Raw genomic sequence first — 16,310 nt, forward strand, 5'->3', positions numbered from 1 at the left:
CACAACGTCGGCTGATCGTTTACAGTTCTGAACACGATGGCCTCGATCCCTTCTAGCCCAAGGGTTCGAGGCCATCCTCTCCACCACCAGCCACCACATCATCGACCGCCACGCTGCGACTTTTTCAGGTCGAAGTAGCTAGTACTTTGCGCCCACCACGTCGATCGCCCAGGCGAGGTACAGGCCCTCGTCGCGCCACGCGTCGTAGCGTCCGGACTTGCCGCCGTGCCCCGCACCCATCTCGGTCTTCAGCAGCAGCTCGTTGTCGCCGGTGCTCATCGTGCGCAGCCGGGCCACCCATTTCGCGGGCTCGTGGTAGCCGACCCGCGGGTCGTTGAGGCCGGCGGTCGCGAAGATGGCCGGGTAGTCCTTCGCCTCGACGTTCTCGTACGGGCTGTACGCCTTCATGTACTGGTACATGTCGGCGCTCTCGACCGGGTTGCCCCACTCCTCCCACTCGATGACCGTGAGCGGCAGCGAGGGATCGAGGATCGTGTTGAGCGCGTCGACGAACGGCACCTGGGCGAGGATGCCGCGGAACCTGTCGGGCGCAAGGTTGGCGACGGCGCCCATCAGCAGGCCGCCCGCGCTGCCGCCCCGCGCGACGATGCGGTCGAACGACGTCCACCTCTGCTCGGCCAGGTGCTCGGCGCACGCGACGAAGTCGGTGAACGTGTTGCGCTTGTGCTCGAACTTGCCGTTCTCGTACCAGTGGCGGCCCATCTCGCCGCCGCCGCGGATGTGCGCGACCGCGTAGACGAAGCCGCGGTCGAGCAGCGACAGCCGCGGGATCGAGAACATCGGGTCGATGCTGTGCTCGTAGGAGCCGTAGCCGTAGAGCAGGCACGGCGCCGAGCCGTCGCGCGGCGTGCCCTCGCGCCAGACCAGTGAGATCGGCACCTGAGTGCCGTCGGGCGCGGTCGCCCACTCGCGCGCGCTCGAGTACGCCTCGGGGTCGAAGTCGCCGAGGACCGGCGTCCGCTTCTTCAGCTCGTGCGAGCGCGACGCGACGTCGTAGTCGTACACGCTCGTCGGTGTCACGAGCGAGCCGTAGACGTACCTGAACGTCGTCGTGTCGAACTCCGGGTTGCCTCCCCCGCCGACGGTGTAGACCGGCTCCTCGAAGGCGACGTCGTGGCCCTCGCCGACCGTGTCGCCGTCGACGGGAAGCACCCGCAGGCCGGTGAGCCCGTTCCTCCGCAGGCCGACGACGAGGTGGCCGGTGAACGCTGCGACGTCCTCCAGACGCGTGTCGTCGCGGTGTGGCAGCACGGGCTCCCAGTGCGCACGGTCGGTGGCGGCGACGGGCGTGCGGGCGAGCGCGAAGTTCGCCGCCCCGTCGTTGTGCATGACGTAGAACCAGTCACCGGCGTGCTCGACGCCGTACTCGACGCCCTGCCGTCGCGGCGCGAAGACCTCGAACTCCCCGTCCGGCCGGTCCGAGGGGAGGAAGCGCACCTCGCTCGTGACCTTGCTCCCCAGGTGCAGCAGCACGTAGGCCTTGCTCCTGGTGAGCTGCAGGCCGACGAAGTAGCGTTCGTCGTCCTCCTGGTGGACGAGGTCGTCGTCGGCCTGGGTCGTGCCGAGCCGGTGCCGCCACGCGCGGTCCGGGCGCATCGCCGCGTCGAGGGTCGTGTAGAAGAACGTCGAGCCGTCGAGCGACCAGGCCGCACCGTAGGAGACCCCGGTGATCTCGTCGGCGAGGTCCGCACCCGTCTCGAGGTCACGGAACCGCAGGGTGTACTTCTCGCCGCCGTCGTGGTCGGTCGCGTACGCGAGCAGCCGACCGTCGGGGCTCACGCTGAACACGCCGAGCGCGAAGTAGTCGGCCTCACCGGCGAGCTCGTTCTGGTCGAGCATGACCTGCTCGCCCTCGCCGTCCTCCTGCCTGCTGCGGCAGTGGATCGCGTACTGCCTGCCCTCCTGGGTACGGGTGTAGTACCACCACTCCCCGCGGCGGACGGGGACGGAGAGATCGGTCTCCTGCGTGCGCGACTTGATCTCGCCGAAGATCGCCTCGCGCAGCTCGTTCAGGTGTGCGGTGCGCTCGTCGCAATACGTGTTCTCGGCTTCGAGGTACGCCTCGGTGTCGGGATCGTCACGATCGAGCAGCCACGCGTACTCGTCGACGACGTCGTCGCCGTGGACGGAACGGGTGGTGGGCACGCGCTTGGCGACGGGAGGGATCGCGGATGCAGTGTCGGTCACGCACGCCAAGGTACAAGCCGCCGGCTGCAGGACCGTCCGCGGAGGTGCCTCAGTCGCCCGCGAGATCGGCGAGCGCGACCGACGGGTCGGCCAGCTGTCCGGGATCGACGGCGGTGCCACCGGTGATGAGCTTCTCGATCGGCTTGACCCCGTCGTCCCACCTGTTCACGTGCAGTCCCGCGACCACGCGACCGCCCGCCAGCCAGAACGCCTGGAACGCCTTGGCCTCGACATCGCCCCTGACCACGATGTCGTCGAACCCGTCCGGCGCGAACCACCCGGAGAACTCCATGCCGACGTCGTACTGGTCGGAGAAGAAGTACGGCACGCGGTCGTACGCGACCTGCTCGCCCATCATCGACCGGGCCGCGACGGGCGCGCTGCGCACGGCGTTGGCCCAGTGCTCGACGCGCAGGCCGCGCCCGTACCTCGGGTAGTGGCTGCGGGCGACGTCGCCGGCGGCGTAGACGTCGGGTTGCTCGGTGCGCAGGCCCGCGTCGACCACCACGCCGTCGTCGACCGCGAGGCCGGCGTCACCCGCGAGCTCGGTGCGCGGCTCGACCCCGACGCCGATGACCACGGCGTCGGCCGCGAGCTCGGTGCCGTCGCCGGTGACCACGGCCGAGACCCGACCCGAGGAGCCGCGCACCTCGGTGACGGTCGTGTCGAGCCTGACGTCGACGCCCTGCGCGCGGTGGACGTCGGCGAAGAAGCCGCCGAGCCGGTCGCCGAGCGCTGCCCGCAGGGGCGCCGCCTGCGGCTCGACGATCGTCACGTCGCACCCGTGCTGCCGAGCGGCCGCCGCGGTCTCCAGACCGATCCAGCCGCCGCCGACGACGACCACCCGGCCACCGGCGCGGATGGTGTCGCGCAGCCGTTCGGAGTTCCCCACGGTGCGCAGGTAGTGCACGCCGTCGAGGTCCGTGCCGGGAAGTCGCAGCTTGCGTGGCGACGACCCGGTGGCGAGCAGGACCTTCGTGTACGCCAGCCGCTCGCCGTCGGCGAGCTCGACCTCGTGGGCGCCGACGTCGAGCCGGACCGCCCGACGGCCGAGGAGGAGCTCGACGGAGTTGTCGGCGTACCAGCTCTCCTCGTGCACGTAGATCGAGTCGCGCTCCTCCTTGCCGAGGAGGTAGCCCTTGGACAGCGGCGGCCGCTCGTACGGACGCTCGCGTTCGGCACCGACGAGGATCACCCGGCCGGCGAACCCGTCCTTGCGCAGGCGTTGGGCCGTCTTCGCCGCGGTGAGGCTCGCTCCGACGACGACGAAGGTCTGCTCGCTGGTCACTCTGGTGTCCTCTCGGGTACGGGACGGCGGTCGGTGCCGCCGGTCGTGCGCAGGGTCGGTGTGGGCAGTGCCTGACGGGTGTCGCGGTGGTCGACCTGGAGCGTGGTGTGGGCGATGCCGTACCGGTCACCGAGCACGCGTTCGGCGGCGACACGCGTCTCGTGGCAGTCGCGGTCCGGTGTCACGAGCACGTGCGCCGACAGCGCGGGGAAGCCCGACGTGACCTCCCAGACATGCAGGTCGTGGACGCCGACGACGCCCGGCATCGCCACCAGGTCGGCCTCGACCCTTCCGGGGTCGAGGCCGCGGGGCGCCGCCTCGAGGAACACCCGGCCGGACTCGCGGATGAGCCCGTAGCCCGCCTTCGCCATGAGGCACGCCACGACGAGCGCCGCGATCGCGTCGGCCCTGGTCCATCCGGTCAGCACCACGACGCCGCCGGCGACCGCGGTGCCGACGAACGCGTAGAGGTCGTTCAGGATGTGCTGGAAGGCGCCCTCGACGTTGAGGCTGCGGCGGTTGGCGCGGCGGAGCAGCATCACCGCGCCGAGGTTGACGACGATGCCCACGAGCGCCGTCACGAGCACCAGCCCGCCTTCGACGTCGGGCGGGTCGACGAGCCGCCGGATGGCCTCGTAGGTGAAGTACCCGACGAGCAGCAGCAAGGTGATGCCATTGGCCTGGGCCGACAGGATCTCGGCACGCTTGAGGCCGTAGGTGTACGACCCGCGCGCCGGGCGGACGGCGAGTCGCAGCGCGACGAGGGCGAGCACGATCGCGACGGCGTCGGTCAGCATGTGGCCGGCGTCGGTGATCAGGGCCAGCGACGAGGCGACGACACCGACCACCACCTCGACCGCCATGAAGCCGAGGATCAGCGTCAGGGCCAGCCCGAGGTACCTCTTGTCGGCATTCGCGTCGACGCCGTGGTCGTGGCCACGACCCTCGCTCAACGGACCTCCCGGACGTATGAGCAGGTGTTCAGCAGTACTCCCGCGCCTGTGCACTGTCAAGGATGCCTCCTGTCGACGGGAGGGTCGCCATCGCCCTACCACGTGCCTCGGTGGTCGGGCACCGCGCGGATGAGCGGGAGGATGCAGACGAGCATCGCGGCGAAGATCATGAAGGCGTGCCCGAGGGTCGCCCCCGGGTCGCCGCTCCGCGCGACGATCGCCGTCGTCATCGACACGGCCACGATGGCGCCGGACTGCCGGAACATGCCGCGCAGCCCGGCGATGGCGGCGACCTGCTCCGGTGCGAGCTGCAGGCTCGCGTTGTTCGCGGCCGGCACCGACATGCCCATGCCGACGCCGGTCGCTCCCGCCGCGATCGCGAGCCACAGGTACGGCGACATGCCCACCGGATGCAGCGCCATGGCGAGCATGCCGCCCGCGACGAGGATGAAGCCCACGAGCATCGGCAGCCGGTAGCCCGTCCGCCGCAGCGCGAGGACGGCGATGCTGGCGATGGAGATCATGCCGATGGCTCTGGCCGTCAGCAGCGTGCCCGCCTCCAGCGCCGGCATGGCGAACCGATGCTCGGCGTACAGCGGGACGAGCGCCCCCAGTCCCATGGCCGCGGTGCCGTACAACAGGTTGATCACGTTCATCACCGCGAAGCCCTTACCCCGCAACAGCTGCGGCGGGATGAACGGCTCCGCGACCCTCCTGGTGTGCCGGGCGAAGAGCACGGCCATGACGACCGCGAACGCCTCGGACACAAGGAACACCGGGTCGAGCGGGCTGCTGCCGGCGGCGCCGAGCGAGGTGATGCCGTACATGAGCGACAGGATGAGGAGGACGAGGAGCAGTACCCCCCGGACATCGGTCTTGCCGGTGACCTTGGGTGGGCTGTGCGGGATGAAGACCAGCCCCAGCGCGATGAGGGCGATGCCTACCGGGACGTTGACGAGGAAGACCTCGCGCCACGACCAGTACGTAACGACCACGCTGCCGATGATCGGCCCGACGATCCCGCCGATCGGGAAGATGCTCGCGAACATGCCGATCGCGCGATCCCTCCCCCGGCCGAACTGGTCGGCGACGATGCCGGTGGCGGACGGCATGAACGCCCCACCGCCCAGCGCCTGCAACGCGCGGCACACCACGAGCAGGTAGATGTCGTTCACCAGACCGCAGCACAGCGAGGCGACGGTGAAGAGCGCGGCGGCGAGGAGGAAGACCTTCTTGCGGCCGTACTGGTCGCTGATCTTGCCGGCGAGCGGCATCGCGACGATCTGCCCCAGCGCGTAGATGGTGATCGTCCAGGCGCTCCAGTTGAGCGGCGCGTCGAGGTCTCGCTGGATGGCCGTCAGCGCCGTGGCGACGATGGTCTGGTCGACCGACGCCATGAACAGCGCCAGCGACACGATCGCGAAGACGATCCTGCGACGAGGGTGTGGTTCGCCCCCACCCGTCGCTGATCTCACAGACAGCCATAGTACTTTGCTTGCCGGCAGGCAACGAAGGGGTTCGGTCATCGTGGACACCGACACGCTCATCCGCATGCGAGCCGTCATCGGCCGGCTCGCGCGGCAACTCAACACCACCGCGACCGGCGAGGGACTCACCCCGACGCAGGCATCGGTGCTCGGGCTCATCTCGGCACGCGGTCCCCTGGGTCTCGCCGAGCTCACCGAGCTCGAGCATCTCAACCCGACCATGCTGTCGCGGGTGATCGGCAAGCTCACCGAGTGGGAGCTGATCCGCAAACGCCCGGCGCCCACCGACCAGCGGGCCGTCATGGTGGAGGTGACCGAGGCGGGCGACGTGCTGTTCGACCGTGTTCGGCTGCGACGCTCGCAGGTCATCGCCCAGTGCCTCGACCGACTCCCCGCCGACGCGGTGACCAAGGTCGTCGACGCCCTGCCGGCGCTGGAGGCGCTGGCCGAGGAGCTACGCGTCCACGGCGGCTCCACCGGCCCTCCGCCACCGGACCGACCGTAGGTGTACCCGCCTCTACGAGACTGCCGCGCTCCGTACGGGCGTGGACGGTGACGTGCTGCCGGCCTCGATGCAGCGCTCGGCGGCGGGATCGCCGCCGGACAGGCGGTCGACTACCGCCTGGAATGCGCGACCGAGTGCAGTGAAGTCCGTAGGCCCCACCGTCTCGACCAGGTATTCCCGCACCCCGGCGACGTGGGTGTACGCCGCCTCCTCGAGCCGGGCGAAGCCGGTGTCGGTGAGGCGCGCCCAGACTCCCCTGCGGTCGACGTCGCAGTGGTCCCGGACGACGAGGCCGTCCTTCTGCAGCCGGTCGACGGTGTGCGACAGGCGGCTGCGTGACTGGTTGCTGAACTCCGCGAGCTCGGCCATCCGGAGGCTGCGGTCGTCGGCCTCGGACAGCCGGACGAGCACCTCGTACTCGGCCAGCGAGAGATCGTGACGTTGCCGCAGGTCACGGTCGAGGCGCTCGGTGAGCATCAGGCTGCCGAGCAGGTAGCGCCGCCAGTCGCGTTGCTGCTGGTCGTCCAGCCATTCGAACTCTGCCACGCCTCTCACGGTAGTCCCTTCGCGCGCCCGGGGAGGCGGGATTTCGTCCCCGGTGGGAATAGTTGACCGCTCAATCATCTTGTGTCTACCGTACCCGTGATTCGGCCACTACGTATCGGAGGAAGCATGACATCGAAGGGCGCGGTTGACACCGCTGCCGCCGGTCTCGTCGCCGGCACCTGGACCATCGACCCGGCGCACACCGAGGTCGGCTTCGCCATTCGGCACCTGATGGCGAAGGTGCGCGGCGCGTTCAACGACGTCGACGGCACCATCGTCGTCGGCGAGACGGCGGAGGCGTCGAAGGTGAGCGTCGAGATCCAGGCATCGTCGGTGGACACCAGGAACGAGCAGCGTGACGGCCACCTCCGCTCGGCCGAGATCCTCGACGTCGAGAAGTACCCCGTGCTGACCTTCACCTCGACGGGTCTGCGCCGCGACGGCGACGACTACGTCCTGGACGGCGACCTGACGGTGACCGACGTCACCAGGTCCGTGTCGCTCGCGGTCGAGTTCAACGGCACCGGGATCGACCCGTGGGGCGGGCTGCGGGCCGGCTTCTCGGCGACGACGTCGATCAGCCGCAAGGACTACGGCGTCGACTTCAACATCCCCCTCCCCGGCGGCGACAAGTCGCTGCTCGGCGACAAGGTGGAGATCACCATCGAGGTCGAGGCCGTCCTGCAGCAGGACGAGCAGGCCTGACCCGCAGGAGCGACTCCCGTGAGGGGCACCCTCACCGTGCCAGAACACGGTGAGGGTGCCCCTCACGTGTCTCCCGGCAGGGGCGTCACACCCTGCCGGCCAGGCGCCTCACGGTTCGACGGGCCAGGTGTGCACCGGCTCGTTGGTGTGCATGTGCGTGCAGTAGCGGCGCAACGTCTCGCGCAGCGCGTCGGGTCGTTCGAGGTGGTTGTCGCGCTCGACCCGGCGCAGCGTGTCGCGTTGCCAGGTCGCGCCGTTGCGACCGGTGAGGCACCGCTGCTCGATGATGCCGAGCAGCTTGTCGCGAAGGCCGGCGTCGACGCCCCAGGCGTCGAGACCCGCCGACGCCCACGGCAGCAGCCGGCGCAGCACCAGCTCGGTCGCGAGCACCTCGCCGACGCCCGGCCAGTAGACCCGCGCCTCGATGCCGTCGCGTGCCGCGGCGTGGAAGTTCTCCTCGGCGGCGCTGAACGACATCTGCGACCACACCGGCCGGTCGGCCTCGGCGAGGTGGTGCACCAGGCCGAAGTAGAACGCGGCGTTGGCCATGATGTCGACGATGGTCGGCCCGGCCGGCAGGACGCGGTTCTCGACCCGCAGGTGTGGACGGCCGAGCACGACGTCGTAGATCGGCCTGTTCCATCGGTAGATCGTGCCGTTGTGCAGCCGCAGCTCGGCGAGCTCGGGGGTGTCGCCGCGTTCGAGCACCTCGACGGGGTCTTCGTCGTCGCAGATGGGCAGCAGCGCAGGGAAGTAGCGGACGTTCTCCTCGAACAGGTCGAAGATCGAGGTGATCCAGCGCTCGCCGAACCAGACGCGGGGCCGCACACCCTGCGCCTTGAGCTCTTCCGGACGCGTGTCGGTGGCCTGCTCGAACAACGCGATGCGGGTCTCGTGCCACAGCTGGCGGCCGAAGAGGAACGGTGAGTTCGCGCCGAGAGCGAGCTGGATCGAGGCGACGGTCTGCGAGGCGTTCCAGTACTCGGCGAACGACTCCGGCGACACCTGCAGGTGCAGTTGCACGCTGGTGCACGCCGCCTCCGGCATGATCGTGTCGGAGTACATCCGCAGTCGCTCGGGACCGCTGATGTTGATGTGCACGTCCTCGCCCCGCGCGGCGAGGATCTGCTCGTTGAGCAGCTTGTAGCGGGGGTTGCCGGAGAACGTCTCGACACCCATGTGCCGCTGCATCAGCGTCGGCAGGATGCCCACCATGACGATGTGCGTGTCGTCCTTGTTCGCGCGGTCCTCCGCGACGTTGAGGCTGGCCCGCACGTCGTTCTCGTACGACGCCAGGCCGTCGCCCGCGATCTGCCGCGGGTCGACGTTGGTCTCGATGTTGAACTGGCCGAGCTCGGTCTGGAACGCGGGGTTCTCGATCAGCTCGAGCACCCGCTCGTTGCGCATCGCCGGGTCGTACGACGCGTCGACGAGGTTGAACTCGATCTCGAGCCCGGTGAGCGGGCGCTCGTGCTCGAACCGGAAGTCCGACAGCATCCGGGCGAGGACGTCGAGGCAGCGACGGACCTTCTGCCGGTACCGCTGCCGGTCCTCGCGTGTGAAGACTGTTGCGTCGACGTCACGACCCACGAGGGTCACCTCCCGGCCGGCGAGCGGTCGACACCAAGACTAGTCCGTCGCCGCGCGCTCACGATCCGTTTGCGCCCACGACGTACAGCAGGTGAACCACGCAGGGACGACGGGCTCAGCGGTCGCCGAGAACGGCCCCGAGGTCGACGCCGGCCCGCAGGGTGCCGGGCAACGCCTCCATGCCGAAGACGTGCGGGCCGAACGCACCGGTCGAGTCGACCCGCACGGAGGCCGGCACCAGCGTGCCGGGCGTCGCGGCGTTGCGCAGCTTGAGCATCTCGCGGCGCGTGCGCAGGTCGCGCTCCCGGCGGACCCATCGAGCGACCTCGGTACGTGCCCGCGCCTTGCGCATGGCGATGCGGTCGCCGTAGGTGTCGACGCCGGCGGTGCTGCGCTTCCCCGCCTCGGCCGCGTGGACCGCGTCGAGGAGCGCCTTCTCCGCCGCGAGCCGCGCCGTGCGCAGCTCGCCGATGTCGCGACTGCTCACGGACAGGCGACGCAGCCGAGCCAGGGCGTCGTCGGCGACGTCGAGGAGGTCGTCGAACGTGGCCGCGAGCTCGCGGTCGGCGGCGTACTGCCGCGTGGCGCCCTCGTCGGGCCGGCGGAAGGGATTCGGAATCGGCACGGTCACTTTCTACCAGCACCGGCCATCAGCACCGGCCGCCGGTGCCGGCCCGGCGTGCGGGTCAGCGGCGCTTGCTCAGGGCGGCGGCGATGTTGACGATCGCGATACCGATCCAGACGATGATCGCGCCGAGGACACCGCCCCCTGCGCCCACGGCGACGATGGCCGTCAGCGGGACGGCGATCGCGGTCGTGACGATGCCCAGGGCGAGCTGGTTGCCGTCCAGGCCGGACTGTTCCGGCGCGGCCCCGTGGTGGCGTTCGGCCACCCGCGCGTCGACCCGCGCGTCGATGGTCTGCTCGAGGCGCTCGATGAACCCCTCGACGAGGGCGCCCTCGTACTCCTCGCCCAGCTCGCGCCTGGCCTCCAGGGAGGCCCGCAGATCGGCACCCGTAGCCGTCTCCTCACGTGGCGTGATCGTGCGGTGATGGGCGGGGAATCGTTGCGCAGGGGTACGGGGATTCGCGCTGGTCCCACGGTCGGCGTCCACGGTTCCGTTATACCGCAGACGCGATATGTCGCGGTCGGACTTGGGGAAAGAATCACCGCGGCGGTCACGATTGGGTGGCAAACCCCCCAACACACCGGGGGCCGTCCCCCGTCGCCGGGTGATGTGCGCCACAATGGGAGTGTCCGTACAACACGAGTTGACGAGAAGCTGGGGGAACACGCCGATGTGCGCCCACGAGCCGCACTGTCCCGAGGCCGGCGCCTTCGATCGCGAAGCGGCCAGGACTGTGGCCACCCACCCCGAGCAGGGGTGGAGCCTGCTGTGCAACGGCATCGTCTTGTTCGACGACACCGGAGAGCTGTTGCCTGACGGCGGGGTCGTCGCCCCGCACCGTCCGACCGACGGACCGCGGGCGACCACCGCGGCCTGACCGACTCACCGGTCGACGCGCCGCTTTCTATCCCTCGGCGAGCTCCTCCAGGGGCGGGCAGGAGCAGACGAGGTTGCGGTCGCCGTACGCCTGGTCGATCCGGCGTACCGGTGACCAGTACTTCGCCACCCGGGTGTCGGGCACCGGGTAGGCGGCCACCTCCCGTGAGTACGGGTGCTCCCACTCCTCGACCAGGCACTCGGCCGTGTGCGGTGCGTTGCGCAGCGGGTTGTCGTCGCTCGGCCACTCCCCCGCGGCCACCCGGTCGATCTCGTTCCTGATCGCGATCATCGCGTCGCAGAACCTGTCGAGCTCGCCGATGTCCTCGCTCTCGGTCGGCTCGATCATCAGGGTGCCGGCGACCGGGAACGACATCGTCGGCGCGTGGAACCCGTAGTCGACGAGCCGCTTGGCGACGTCGTCGACCGTCACCCCGCTGCTCTTGGTGAGCTGGCGCAGGTCGACGATGCACTCGTGCGCGACGAGGCCGTCGCGGCCGGTGTAGAGCACGGGGTAGTGCGGCGCGAGCCGGTGGGCGACGTAGTTGGCGGCGAGCACGGCGGCCATCGTGGCCCGGGTGAGTCCCGGTCCGCCCATCATCTTGATGTACGCCCACGTGATCGGCAGAATCCCGGCGGAGCCGAACGGCGCGCCGGCGATCGGGGTGTCGTCCTGCGGCAGGTAGGGCGCGAGGTGTGCGCGCGCCGCGACGGGTCCCACGCCGGGACCGCCGCCACCGTGCGGGATGCAGAACGTCTTGTGCAGGTTGAGGTGGCTGACATCGCCGCCGAACTTGCCCGGCTTGGCGAGACCGAGCAGGGCGTTGAGGTTGGCGCCGTCGACGTAGACCTGTCCCCCGGCCTCGTGCACGAGCGCGCACAGCTCGGTGACGGTCTGCTCGTAGACCCCGTGCGTGGAGGGGTACGTGATCATGATCGCGGCGACCCTGCCCTCGTGGGCCGCGAGCTTGGCCCGCAGGTCGTCGAGGTCGACGTTGCCCGAGTCGTCGCAGCCGACGACCACGACGCGCATGCCGGCCATGACCGCGCTCGCGGCGTTGGTGCCGTGCGCCGAGGATGGGATGAGGCAGACGTCGCGCTCGAGATCGCCGGCGGCGCGGTGGTAGCCGCGGATCGCGAGGAGGCCGGCGAGCTCGCCCTGGCTACCGGCGTTGGGCTGCAGCGACACCGCGTCGTAGCCGGTGATCTCGGTCAGCCACGCGGAGAGCTGCTCGATCAGCTGGCGGTAGCCGGCGGTCTGCTCGGCAGGTGCGTACGGGTGGACGTCGGCCCAGCCGGGCCAGGTGATCGGTTCCATCTCGGCCGCGGCGTTGAGCTTCATCGTGCACGACCCGAGCGGGATCATGCCCCGGTCGAGCGCGTAGTCCTTGGCCGAGAGGCGGTGCAGGTAGCGCAGCATCGCGGTCTCCGAGCGGTGGCTCGCGAAGACCGGGTGGGTGAGGTACTCGGACTCCCTGGCCAGGGCCGCGGGGACCGAGTCCTCCGTGGACGGGTCGAGCGCCTCGACCCGGTGGGTGGTGATGCCGAACGCCGCCCAGATCGTCTCGACGTGCGCGGAGACGGTGACCTCGTCACACGCGACGCCGACGTGGTCGTCGTCGACCAGGCGCAGGTTGACCCCGCGCGCCCGCGCACGCTCGACCACGGCCACCGCGCCGCCTGGCACCCGCACCAGCACCGTGTCGAAGAAGTGCTCGTGCACGACCTCGACGCCGCTGTCGGCGAGACCCGCCGCGAGGACGGCGGCGTAGCGGTGCACGCGCTGCGCGATGCGCCGGAGTCCCTCCGGGCCGTGGTAGACGGCGTACATGCTCGCGATGACGGCAGGCAGGACCTGCGCCGTGCAGATGTTGCTCGTGGCCTTCTCACGGCGGATGTGCTGCTCGCGGGTCTGCAGCGCGAGGCGGTACGCCCGCGCGCCGTCGGCGTCGACGGACACCCCGACGAGCCGGCCGGGCAGCGAGCGCTGGAGGCCGTTGCGTACGGCCAGGTAGCCGGCGTGCGGGCCGCCGTACCCCATCGACATGCCGAAGCGCTGGGTGGTGCCGACGGCGATGTCGGCGCCGGAGTCGCCGGGAGCGGCCAGCAGGGTGAGGGCGAGCAGGTCGGCGGCGACGATCGTCAGCGCGCCGCGCTCGCGCGCGGCGGTGGCCACGGCCGTTAGGTCGCGAACGGCACCCGAGGTGCCCGGGTACTGCACGAGGACGCCGAAGTAGTCACCGGCGGGCAGCTCGCCGCCGGACAGGTCGGCGACCGTGACGTCGATGCCGGCCGCCTCCGCGCGCGTACGCACGACCGCGATGGTCTGCGGCAGGCAGTCGGCGTCGACGAGGAACGAGCCGGCGCCGCGCACGCTGCGCCGCGCCAGCGACATCGCCTCGGCCGCCGCGGTCGACTCGTCGAGCAGCGACGCGTTCGCGTACGGCAGGGCGGTGAGGTCGGCGATCATCGTCTGGAAGTTGACGAGCGCCTCGAGCCGGCCCTGGGAGATCTCCGGCTGGTACGGGGTGTAGGCGGTGTACCAGGACGGGTCCTCGAGGACGTTGCGACGGATCACCGGCGGGGTGATCGTGCCGTAGTAGCCGAGACCGATCATCGAGGTCAGCACCGTGTTGCGCGCCGCCATCGCGCGCAGCTCCCCGAGCGCCTCGGCCTCGGAGGAGGCGGGCGGCAGGTCGAGGCCCGTGGTGTCGCGGATGTCCTCGGGCAGTGCGGCCGTCACGAGCTCGTCGACACTCGGCCGACCGATCGTCTTGAGCATGCGCGCCTCGGCGTGTGCGTCGATGCCGACGTGCCTGTCGACGAACTGCCACCCGGTATGCAGATCTGCGATCGACGGGCGGTCTGTCACGAGGGTCTCCTCCCACTCCGGCGCAGGCGACTGTCGAAGCCGCCAGTGCCGCTTGGCTGATCATCGGCAGTGCTGGCGTCCCCGATCTGTCGCCGCCGGGGGCGGCGGCTCCAGAGCAGTCGCTCGCACGTGGTCGTGGGTGCCTGAGAGTTTCCGGGGATGGGTTGCCCCTTCGGCGCCCTCGGTCGCGGTGTCACGACGACCTCGGGTCTCTCCCACGTGGAGACGGTGACCTGGACCCACGATACCGACATCCGAGACGCCGATGGCGCCGGACACCCCGCGGCGTGTCTCCCGCCGTCACACGACGTCGTCAGAGCCCCAGCATGCTCTGGCGCGCTGAGGCTCTGACAGACGTGCGGAGTTACGCGGTGCGGTACGCGCGGCGCTGGGCGAGCTCGTCGCGCGGGTCGGACTCGACATCCTCGGCCGGCAGCTCGCCGGGCAGCTCGGCCAGCGTGCCCTCGACCTCGCGCCAGACACCGCCGAGCGCGATGCCGAAGACGCCCTGCCCGCCCTGGAGCAGGTCGACGACCTCGTCGGCGGACGTGCACTCGTACACGGTGGCGCCGTCGCTCATCAGCGTGACCTGGGAGAGGTTGTCGACGCCCTGGTCGCGCAGGTGCTCGACGGCTGTCCTGATCTGGTGGAGGGACACGCCGGCGTCGAGAAGTCGCTTGACGACCTTGAGGACGACGACGTCGCGGAAGCCGTACAGCCGCTGGCTGCCTGACCCGTGCGCCGAGCGCACGGTCGGCGAGACGAGCCCGGTGCGGGCCCAGTAGTCGAGCTGGCGGTAGCTGATCCCGGCAGCGCTGCAGGCCGCCGGCCCGCGAAAGCCCATCTGCTCGGGGATCGCCGGAGCGGGCCCGTCGAAGAGCAGCCCCTGCTCGGCAGCCTGCCGACGCACCTGCTCGGTGACGGCACCCTCTGCCTTGTCGCCGCTTGCTGCCACTCGGACCTCCGGCTGTGTGACTACCCCGGTGTAACTACATGGGTGAACGTAGCTACACGTGGACGGTAAGTCGTCGGTGGCGGCGGGTCAACAGAGCGGGTCGGCGCGTCGCCCGAAATCTCACCCTCAACTTGAGGTCGAGGGTGAGTCCCGTCGTCGGCGCCTCAGCCGGGCGAGGACCCGGGAGGCGTGTCGCCGAGGTGCCGGCCGAAGTCCTCCGGCGTGATCGTGTCGAGGAACTCGCGGAACTTCTCCACCTCGTCCTCCTGCTCCCCCGGCATCGCCACACCCTCGGCGGCCAGGACGTCCTCGGTGCAGACGATGGCCGCCCCGGTGCGGAGGGCGAGCGCGACGGAGTCGGACGGACGGGCACTGAGCTCGACGCCGTTGGAGAAGACGAGATCGGCGTAGAAGGTGCCGTCACGGACTTCCACGATGCGGACCTCCGCCAGGCTCACCTGGAACGCCTCGAGCAGGTTGCGTAACAGGTCGTGCGTGAGCGGCCGAGGAGGCGTCATGCCGTTCTGGGCGTACGCGATCGCGCTGGCTTCGACAGGACCGATCCAGATCGGCAGGTAGCGTTCGCCGTCCTCTTCCTTCAGCAGGAGGACGGGTTGTTGCGAGGGCATCTCTACGCGGACGCCCACGACGGCCATTCGGTTCATCGTGCGCTCACCGCCCCGATATCGTCGCAGGCCCAGTCGTACGTCGTGGACCGTTGAGGGCAACACTTCCACGAGCAAACCTACATGGATCGCCGCCATTGGTCAGGATGCCCCGGGGGTGCAATGAGGTATCAGTTCCGCTGATCGGTCCGACCGGCCTCAACGAGGGCCCAGTCGGAACTTGACCAGGCTCGCGTGCAGCCGGACGAACAGGGCCGCGATCTCGCGACCGGTCTCGTCGGCGTCGGAGGTGGCCGAGCCGCGACTGCGACGCATCGGGGTCAGCACCTGCTCCACCAGCCCGACCTCGCGGTCGGCGGCCGCGCGGAAGCCCCGCAGGTGCCGCGGCTCGATGCCGAACGCGGTGAGCTCGGCGATGGTCCGTGCGATGAGCAGGGCGTCCTCGTCGTAACTGACGGTGCCGTGCAGCGGCGCGACGAGGCCGTACTGCTCCAGCGTGTCGAGCTGGTCGGACAGCAGTCCGCTGGCCGTGAGGAGGTCGTCGCGGGAGAAGCGGGTGACGGTGCGTTCGGCGAACTTCTCCGGCCCGGGAAGGGCGACGCCGGCCGGCAGCGGTCCCCTGGTCGAGACGACCGGCGAGTCGCCGTCGAGTGCGTCGAGCTGCTCCCTGATGACCCGCAGCGGCAGGTAGTGGTCGCGCTGCGCGGCGAGGATGTACTGCAGGCGCTCGAGGTCGGCGTACGTGAACTTGCGATACCCCGACGGGGTGCGATCCGGCTCGACCAGTCCCTCGGACTCGAGGAACCTGATCTTCGAGATCGTGACGTCGGGAAACTCGGGGCGGAGCTTTGCCAGCACCTCCCCGATGGTCATGTACGCCCGATTCGGGAGCGCGGAGCTCACTCCCCACCAGCCCCCGGCGCCTCGAAGAACACCAGCCGGAACTTCCCGATCATGACCTCGTCGCCACCGGTGAGCGGCGCGGAGTCGATGCGCTCGCGGTTGACGTAGGTGCCGTTGAGACTGCCGACGTCGGCCACCGTGAAGTCGCCGCCCGCACGACGGAACTC

General features: G+C 70.2%; 16 protein-coding genes and 1 riboswitch. Of the genes, 3 read left to right on the top strand and 13 right to left on the bottom strand.

Going from position 1 to position 16,310, the window contains the following annotated elements:
• Nucleotides 1-138: 138 nt before the first annotated feature.
• The 4 genes from GEV10_28100 to GEV10_28115 all read right to left on the bottom strand — a co-directional run bounded on the left by GEV10_28100 (nt 139) and on the right by GEV10_28115 (nt 5,975).
• On the bottom strand, nt 139-2,187 hold the full coding sequence (locus GEV10_28100; protein MQA82280.1) for a prolyl oligopeptidase family serine peptidase: 2,049 nt from the start codon (nt 2,185-2,187) through the stop codon (nt 139-141).
• A gap of 70 nt (nt 2,188-2,257) precedes the next feature.
• Complete coding sequence (locus tag GEV10_28105) at nt 2,258-3,496, bottom strand: NAD(P)/FAD-dependent oxidoreductase (GenBank protein ID MQA82281.1); 1,239 nt, start codon at nt 3,494-3,496, stop codon at nt 2,258-2,260.
• Nucleotides 3,493-4,449 (bottom strand): cation diffusion facilitator family transporter, encoded by a 957-nt coding sequence (locus GEV10_28110; GenBank protein ID MQA82282.1) that lies wholly within the window; start codon nt 4,447-4,449, stop codon nt 3,493-3,495. The genes GEV10_28105 and GEV10_28110 overlap by 4 nt, the downstream gene beginning before the upstream one ends.
• Nucleotides 4,450-4,544: 95 nt before the next feature.
• The gene (locus tag GEV10_28115; protein ID MQA82283.1) at nt 4,545-5,975 is read right to left on the bottom strand and encodes an MFS transporter; all 1,431 of its coding nucleotides are present in this window, start codon (nt 5,973-5,975) and stop codon (nt 4,545-4,547) included.
• Here GEV10_28115 and GEV10_28120 point away from each other — a divergent pair.
• Nucleotides 5,800-6,441 carry a MarR family transcriptional regulator gene (locus GEV10_28120; GenBank protein ID MQA82284.1) on the top strand — a complete coding sequence of 214 codons (642 nt, stop codon included), beginning with the start codon at nt 5,800-5,802 and terminating at the stop codon, nt 6,439-6,441. The two genes, GEV10_28115 and GEV10_28120, sit on opposite strands and share 176 nt — an antisense overlap.
• Nucleotides 6,442-6,453: 12 nt before the next feature.
• Here the strand turns inward: GEV10_28120 and GEV10_28125 are convergent, their stop codons facing one another.
• Nucleotides 6,454-7,065, bottom strand: coding sequence for a MarR family transcriptional regulator (locus GEV10_28125; GenBank protein ID MQA82285.1), 612 nt, complete (start codon nt 7,063-7,065; stop codon nt 6,454-6,456).
• Nucleotides 7,066-7,113: 48 nt separating this feature from the next.
• On the opposite strand from GEV10_28125, the gene GEV10_28130 reads away from it, so the two are divergent.
• Nucleotides 7,114-7,692, top strand: coding sequence for a polyisoprenoid-binding protein (locus GEV10_28130; protein MQA82286.1), 579 nt, complete (start codon nt 7,114-7,116; stop codon nt 7,690-7,692).
• 108 nt (nt 7,693-7,800) lie between these two features.
• Here the strand turns inward: GEV10_28130 and GEV10_28135 are convergent, their stop codons facing one another.
• From GEV10_28135 to GEV10_28145, 3 genes are all read right to left on the bottom strand, one after another.
• Nucleotides 7,801-9,189: a glutamate--cysteine ligase gene (locus tag GEV10_28135; GenBank protein ID MQA82287.1), complete on the bottom strand. Its 1,389-nt coding sequence runs from the start codon at nt 9,187-9,189 to the stop codon at nt 7,801-7,803.
• Between the two features lie 208 nt (nt 9,190-9,397).
• Entirely contained in the window at nt 9,398-9,907 is a 510-nt protein-coding gene (locus tag GEV10_28140) for a hypothetical protein (protein MQA82288.1), read from the bottom strand.
• Between the two features lie 61 nt (nt 9,908-9,968).
• Nucleotides 9,969-10,325, bottom strand: coding sequence for a hypothetical protein (locus GEV10_28145; protein MQA82289.1), 357 nt, complete (start codon nt 10,323-10,325; stop codon nt 9,969-9,971).
• Between the two features lie 256 nt (nt 10,326-10,581).
• Here GEV10_28145 and GEV10_28150 point away from each other — a divergent pair, with 256 nt between their 5' ends.
• On the top strand, nt 10,582-10,788 hold the full coding sequence (locus GEV10_28150; protein ID MQA82290.1) for a hypothetical protein: 207 nt from the start codon (nt 10,582-10,584) through the stop codon (nt 10,786-10,788).
• 27 nt (nt 10,789-10,815) lie between these two features.
• Here the strand turns inward: GEV10_28150 and gcvP are convergent, their stop codons facing one another.
• The 5 genes from gcvP to GEV10_28175 form a co-directional block, all read right to left on the bottom strand.
• A complete protein-coding gene (gcvP, locus tag GEV10_28155) occupies nt 10,816-13,659 on the bottom strand; it encodes an aminomethyl-transferring glycine dehydrogenase (GenBank protein ID MQA82291.1) in 2,844 nt (947 codons plus the stop codon).
• 120 nt (nt 13,660-13,779) lie between these two features.
• Nucleotides 13,780-13,887: riboswitch (glycine riboswitch) on the bottom strand.
• Between the two features lie 136 nt (nt 13,888-14,023).
• A complete protein-coding gene (locus GEV10_28160) occupies nt 14,024-14,503 on the bottom strand; it encodes a MerR family transcriptional regulator (protein MQA82292.1) in 480 nt (159 codons plus the stop codon).
• A 275-nt stretch (nt 14,504-14,778) separates the two neighbouring features.
• Nucleotides 14,779-15,279: a bifunctional nuclease family protein gene (locus GEV10_28165; protein ID MQA82293.1), complete on the bottom strand. Its 501-nt coding sequence runs from the start codon at nt 15,277-15,279 to the stop codon at nt 14,779-14,781.
• A 159-nt stretch (nt 15,280-15,438) separates the two neighbouring features.
• Nucleotides 15,439-16,113 (bottom strand): MerR family DNA-binding transcriptional regulator, encoded by a 675-nt coding sequence (locus GEV10_28170; protein ID MQA82294.1) that lies wholly within the window; start codon nt 16,111-16,113, stop codon nt 15,439-15,441.
• 26 nt (nt 16,114-16,139) lie between these two features.
• A partial coding sequence (locus GEV10_28175; GenBank protein MQA82295.1) for an FHA domain-containing protein occupies nt 16,140-16,310 on the bottom strand: 171 nt, incomplete at its 5' end.

It is taken from the genome of Streptosporangiales bacterium (assembly GCA_009379955.1).
GTDB lineage: Bacteria > Actinomycetota > Actinomycetes > Streptosporangiales > WHST01 > WHST01.

What these genes read in the sequence shown, in the direction of transcription:
- GEV10_28120 (MQA82284.1), top strand. Translation starts at nt 5,800, where the DNA reads ATGGCCGTCAGCGCCGTGGCGACGATGGTCTGGTCGACCGACGCCATG.
- GEV10_28115 (MQA82283.1), bottom strand. Translation starts at nt 5,975, where the DNA reads ATGACCGAACCCCTTCGTTGCCTGCCGGCAAGCAAAGTACTATGGCTG.
- GEV10_28125 (MQA82285.1), bottom strand. Translation starts at nt 7,065, where the DNA reads ATGATTGAGCGGTCAACTATTCCCACCGGGGACGAAATCCCGCCTCCC.
- GEV10_28130 (MQA82286.1), top strand. Translation starts at nt 7,114, where the DNA reads ATGACATCGAAGGGCGCGGTTGACACCGCTGCCGCCGGTCTCGTCGCC.
- GEV10_28135 (MQA82287.1), bottom strand. Translation starts at nt 9,189, where the DNA reads ATGCTGTCGGACTTCCGGTTCGAGCACGAGCGCCCGCTCACCGGGCTC.
- GEV10_28150 (MQA82290.1), top strand. Translation starts at nt 10,582, where the DNA reads ATGTGCGCCCACGAGCCGCACTGTCCCGAGGCCGGCGCCTTCGATCGC.
- GEV10_28160 (MQA82292.1), bottom strand. Translation starts at nt 14,503, where the DNA reads ATGGGCTTTCGCGGGCCGGCGGCCTGCAGCGCTGCCGGGATCAGCTAC.
- GEV10_28165 (MQA82293.1), bottom strand. Translation starts at nt 15,279, where the DNA reads ATGAACCGAATGGCCGTCGTGGGCGTCCGCGTAGAGATGCCCTCGCAA.
- GEV10_28170 (MQA82294.1), bottom strand. Translation starts at nt 16,113, where the DNA reads ATGACCATCGGGGAGGTGCTGGCAAAGCTCCGCCCCGAGTTTCCCGAC.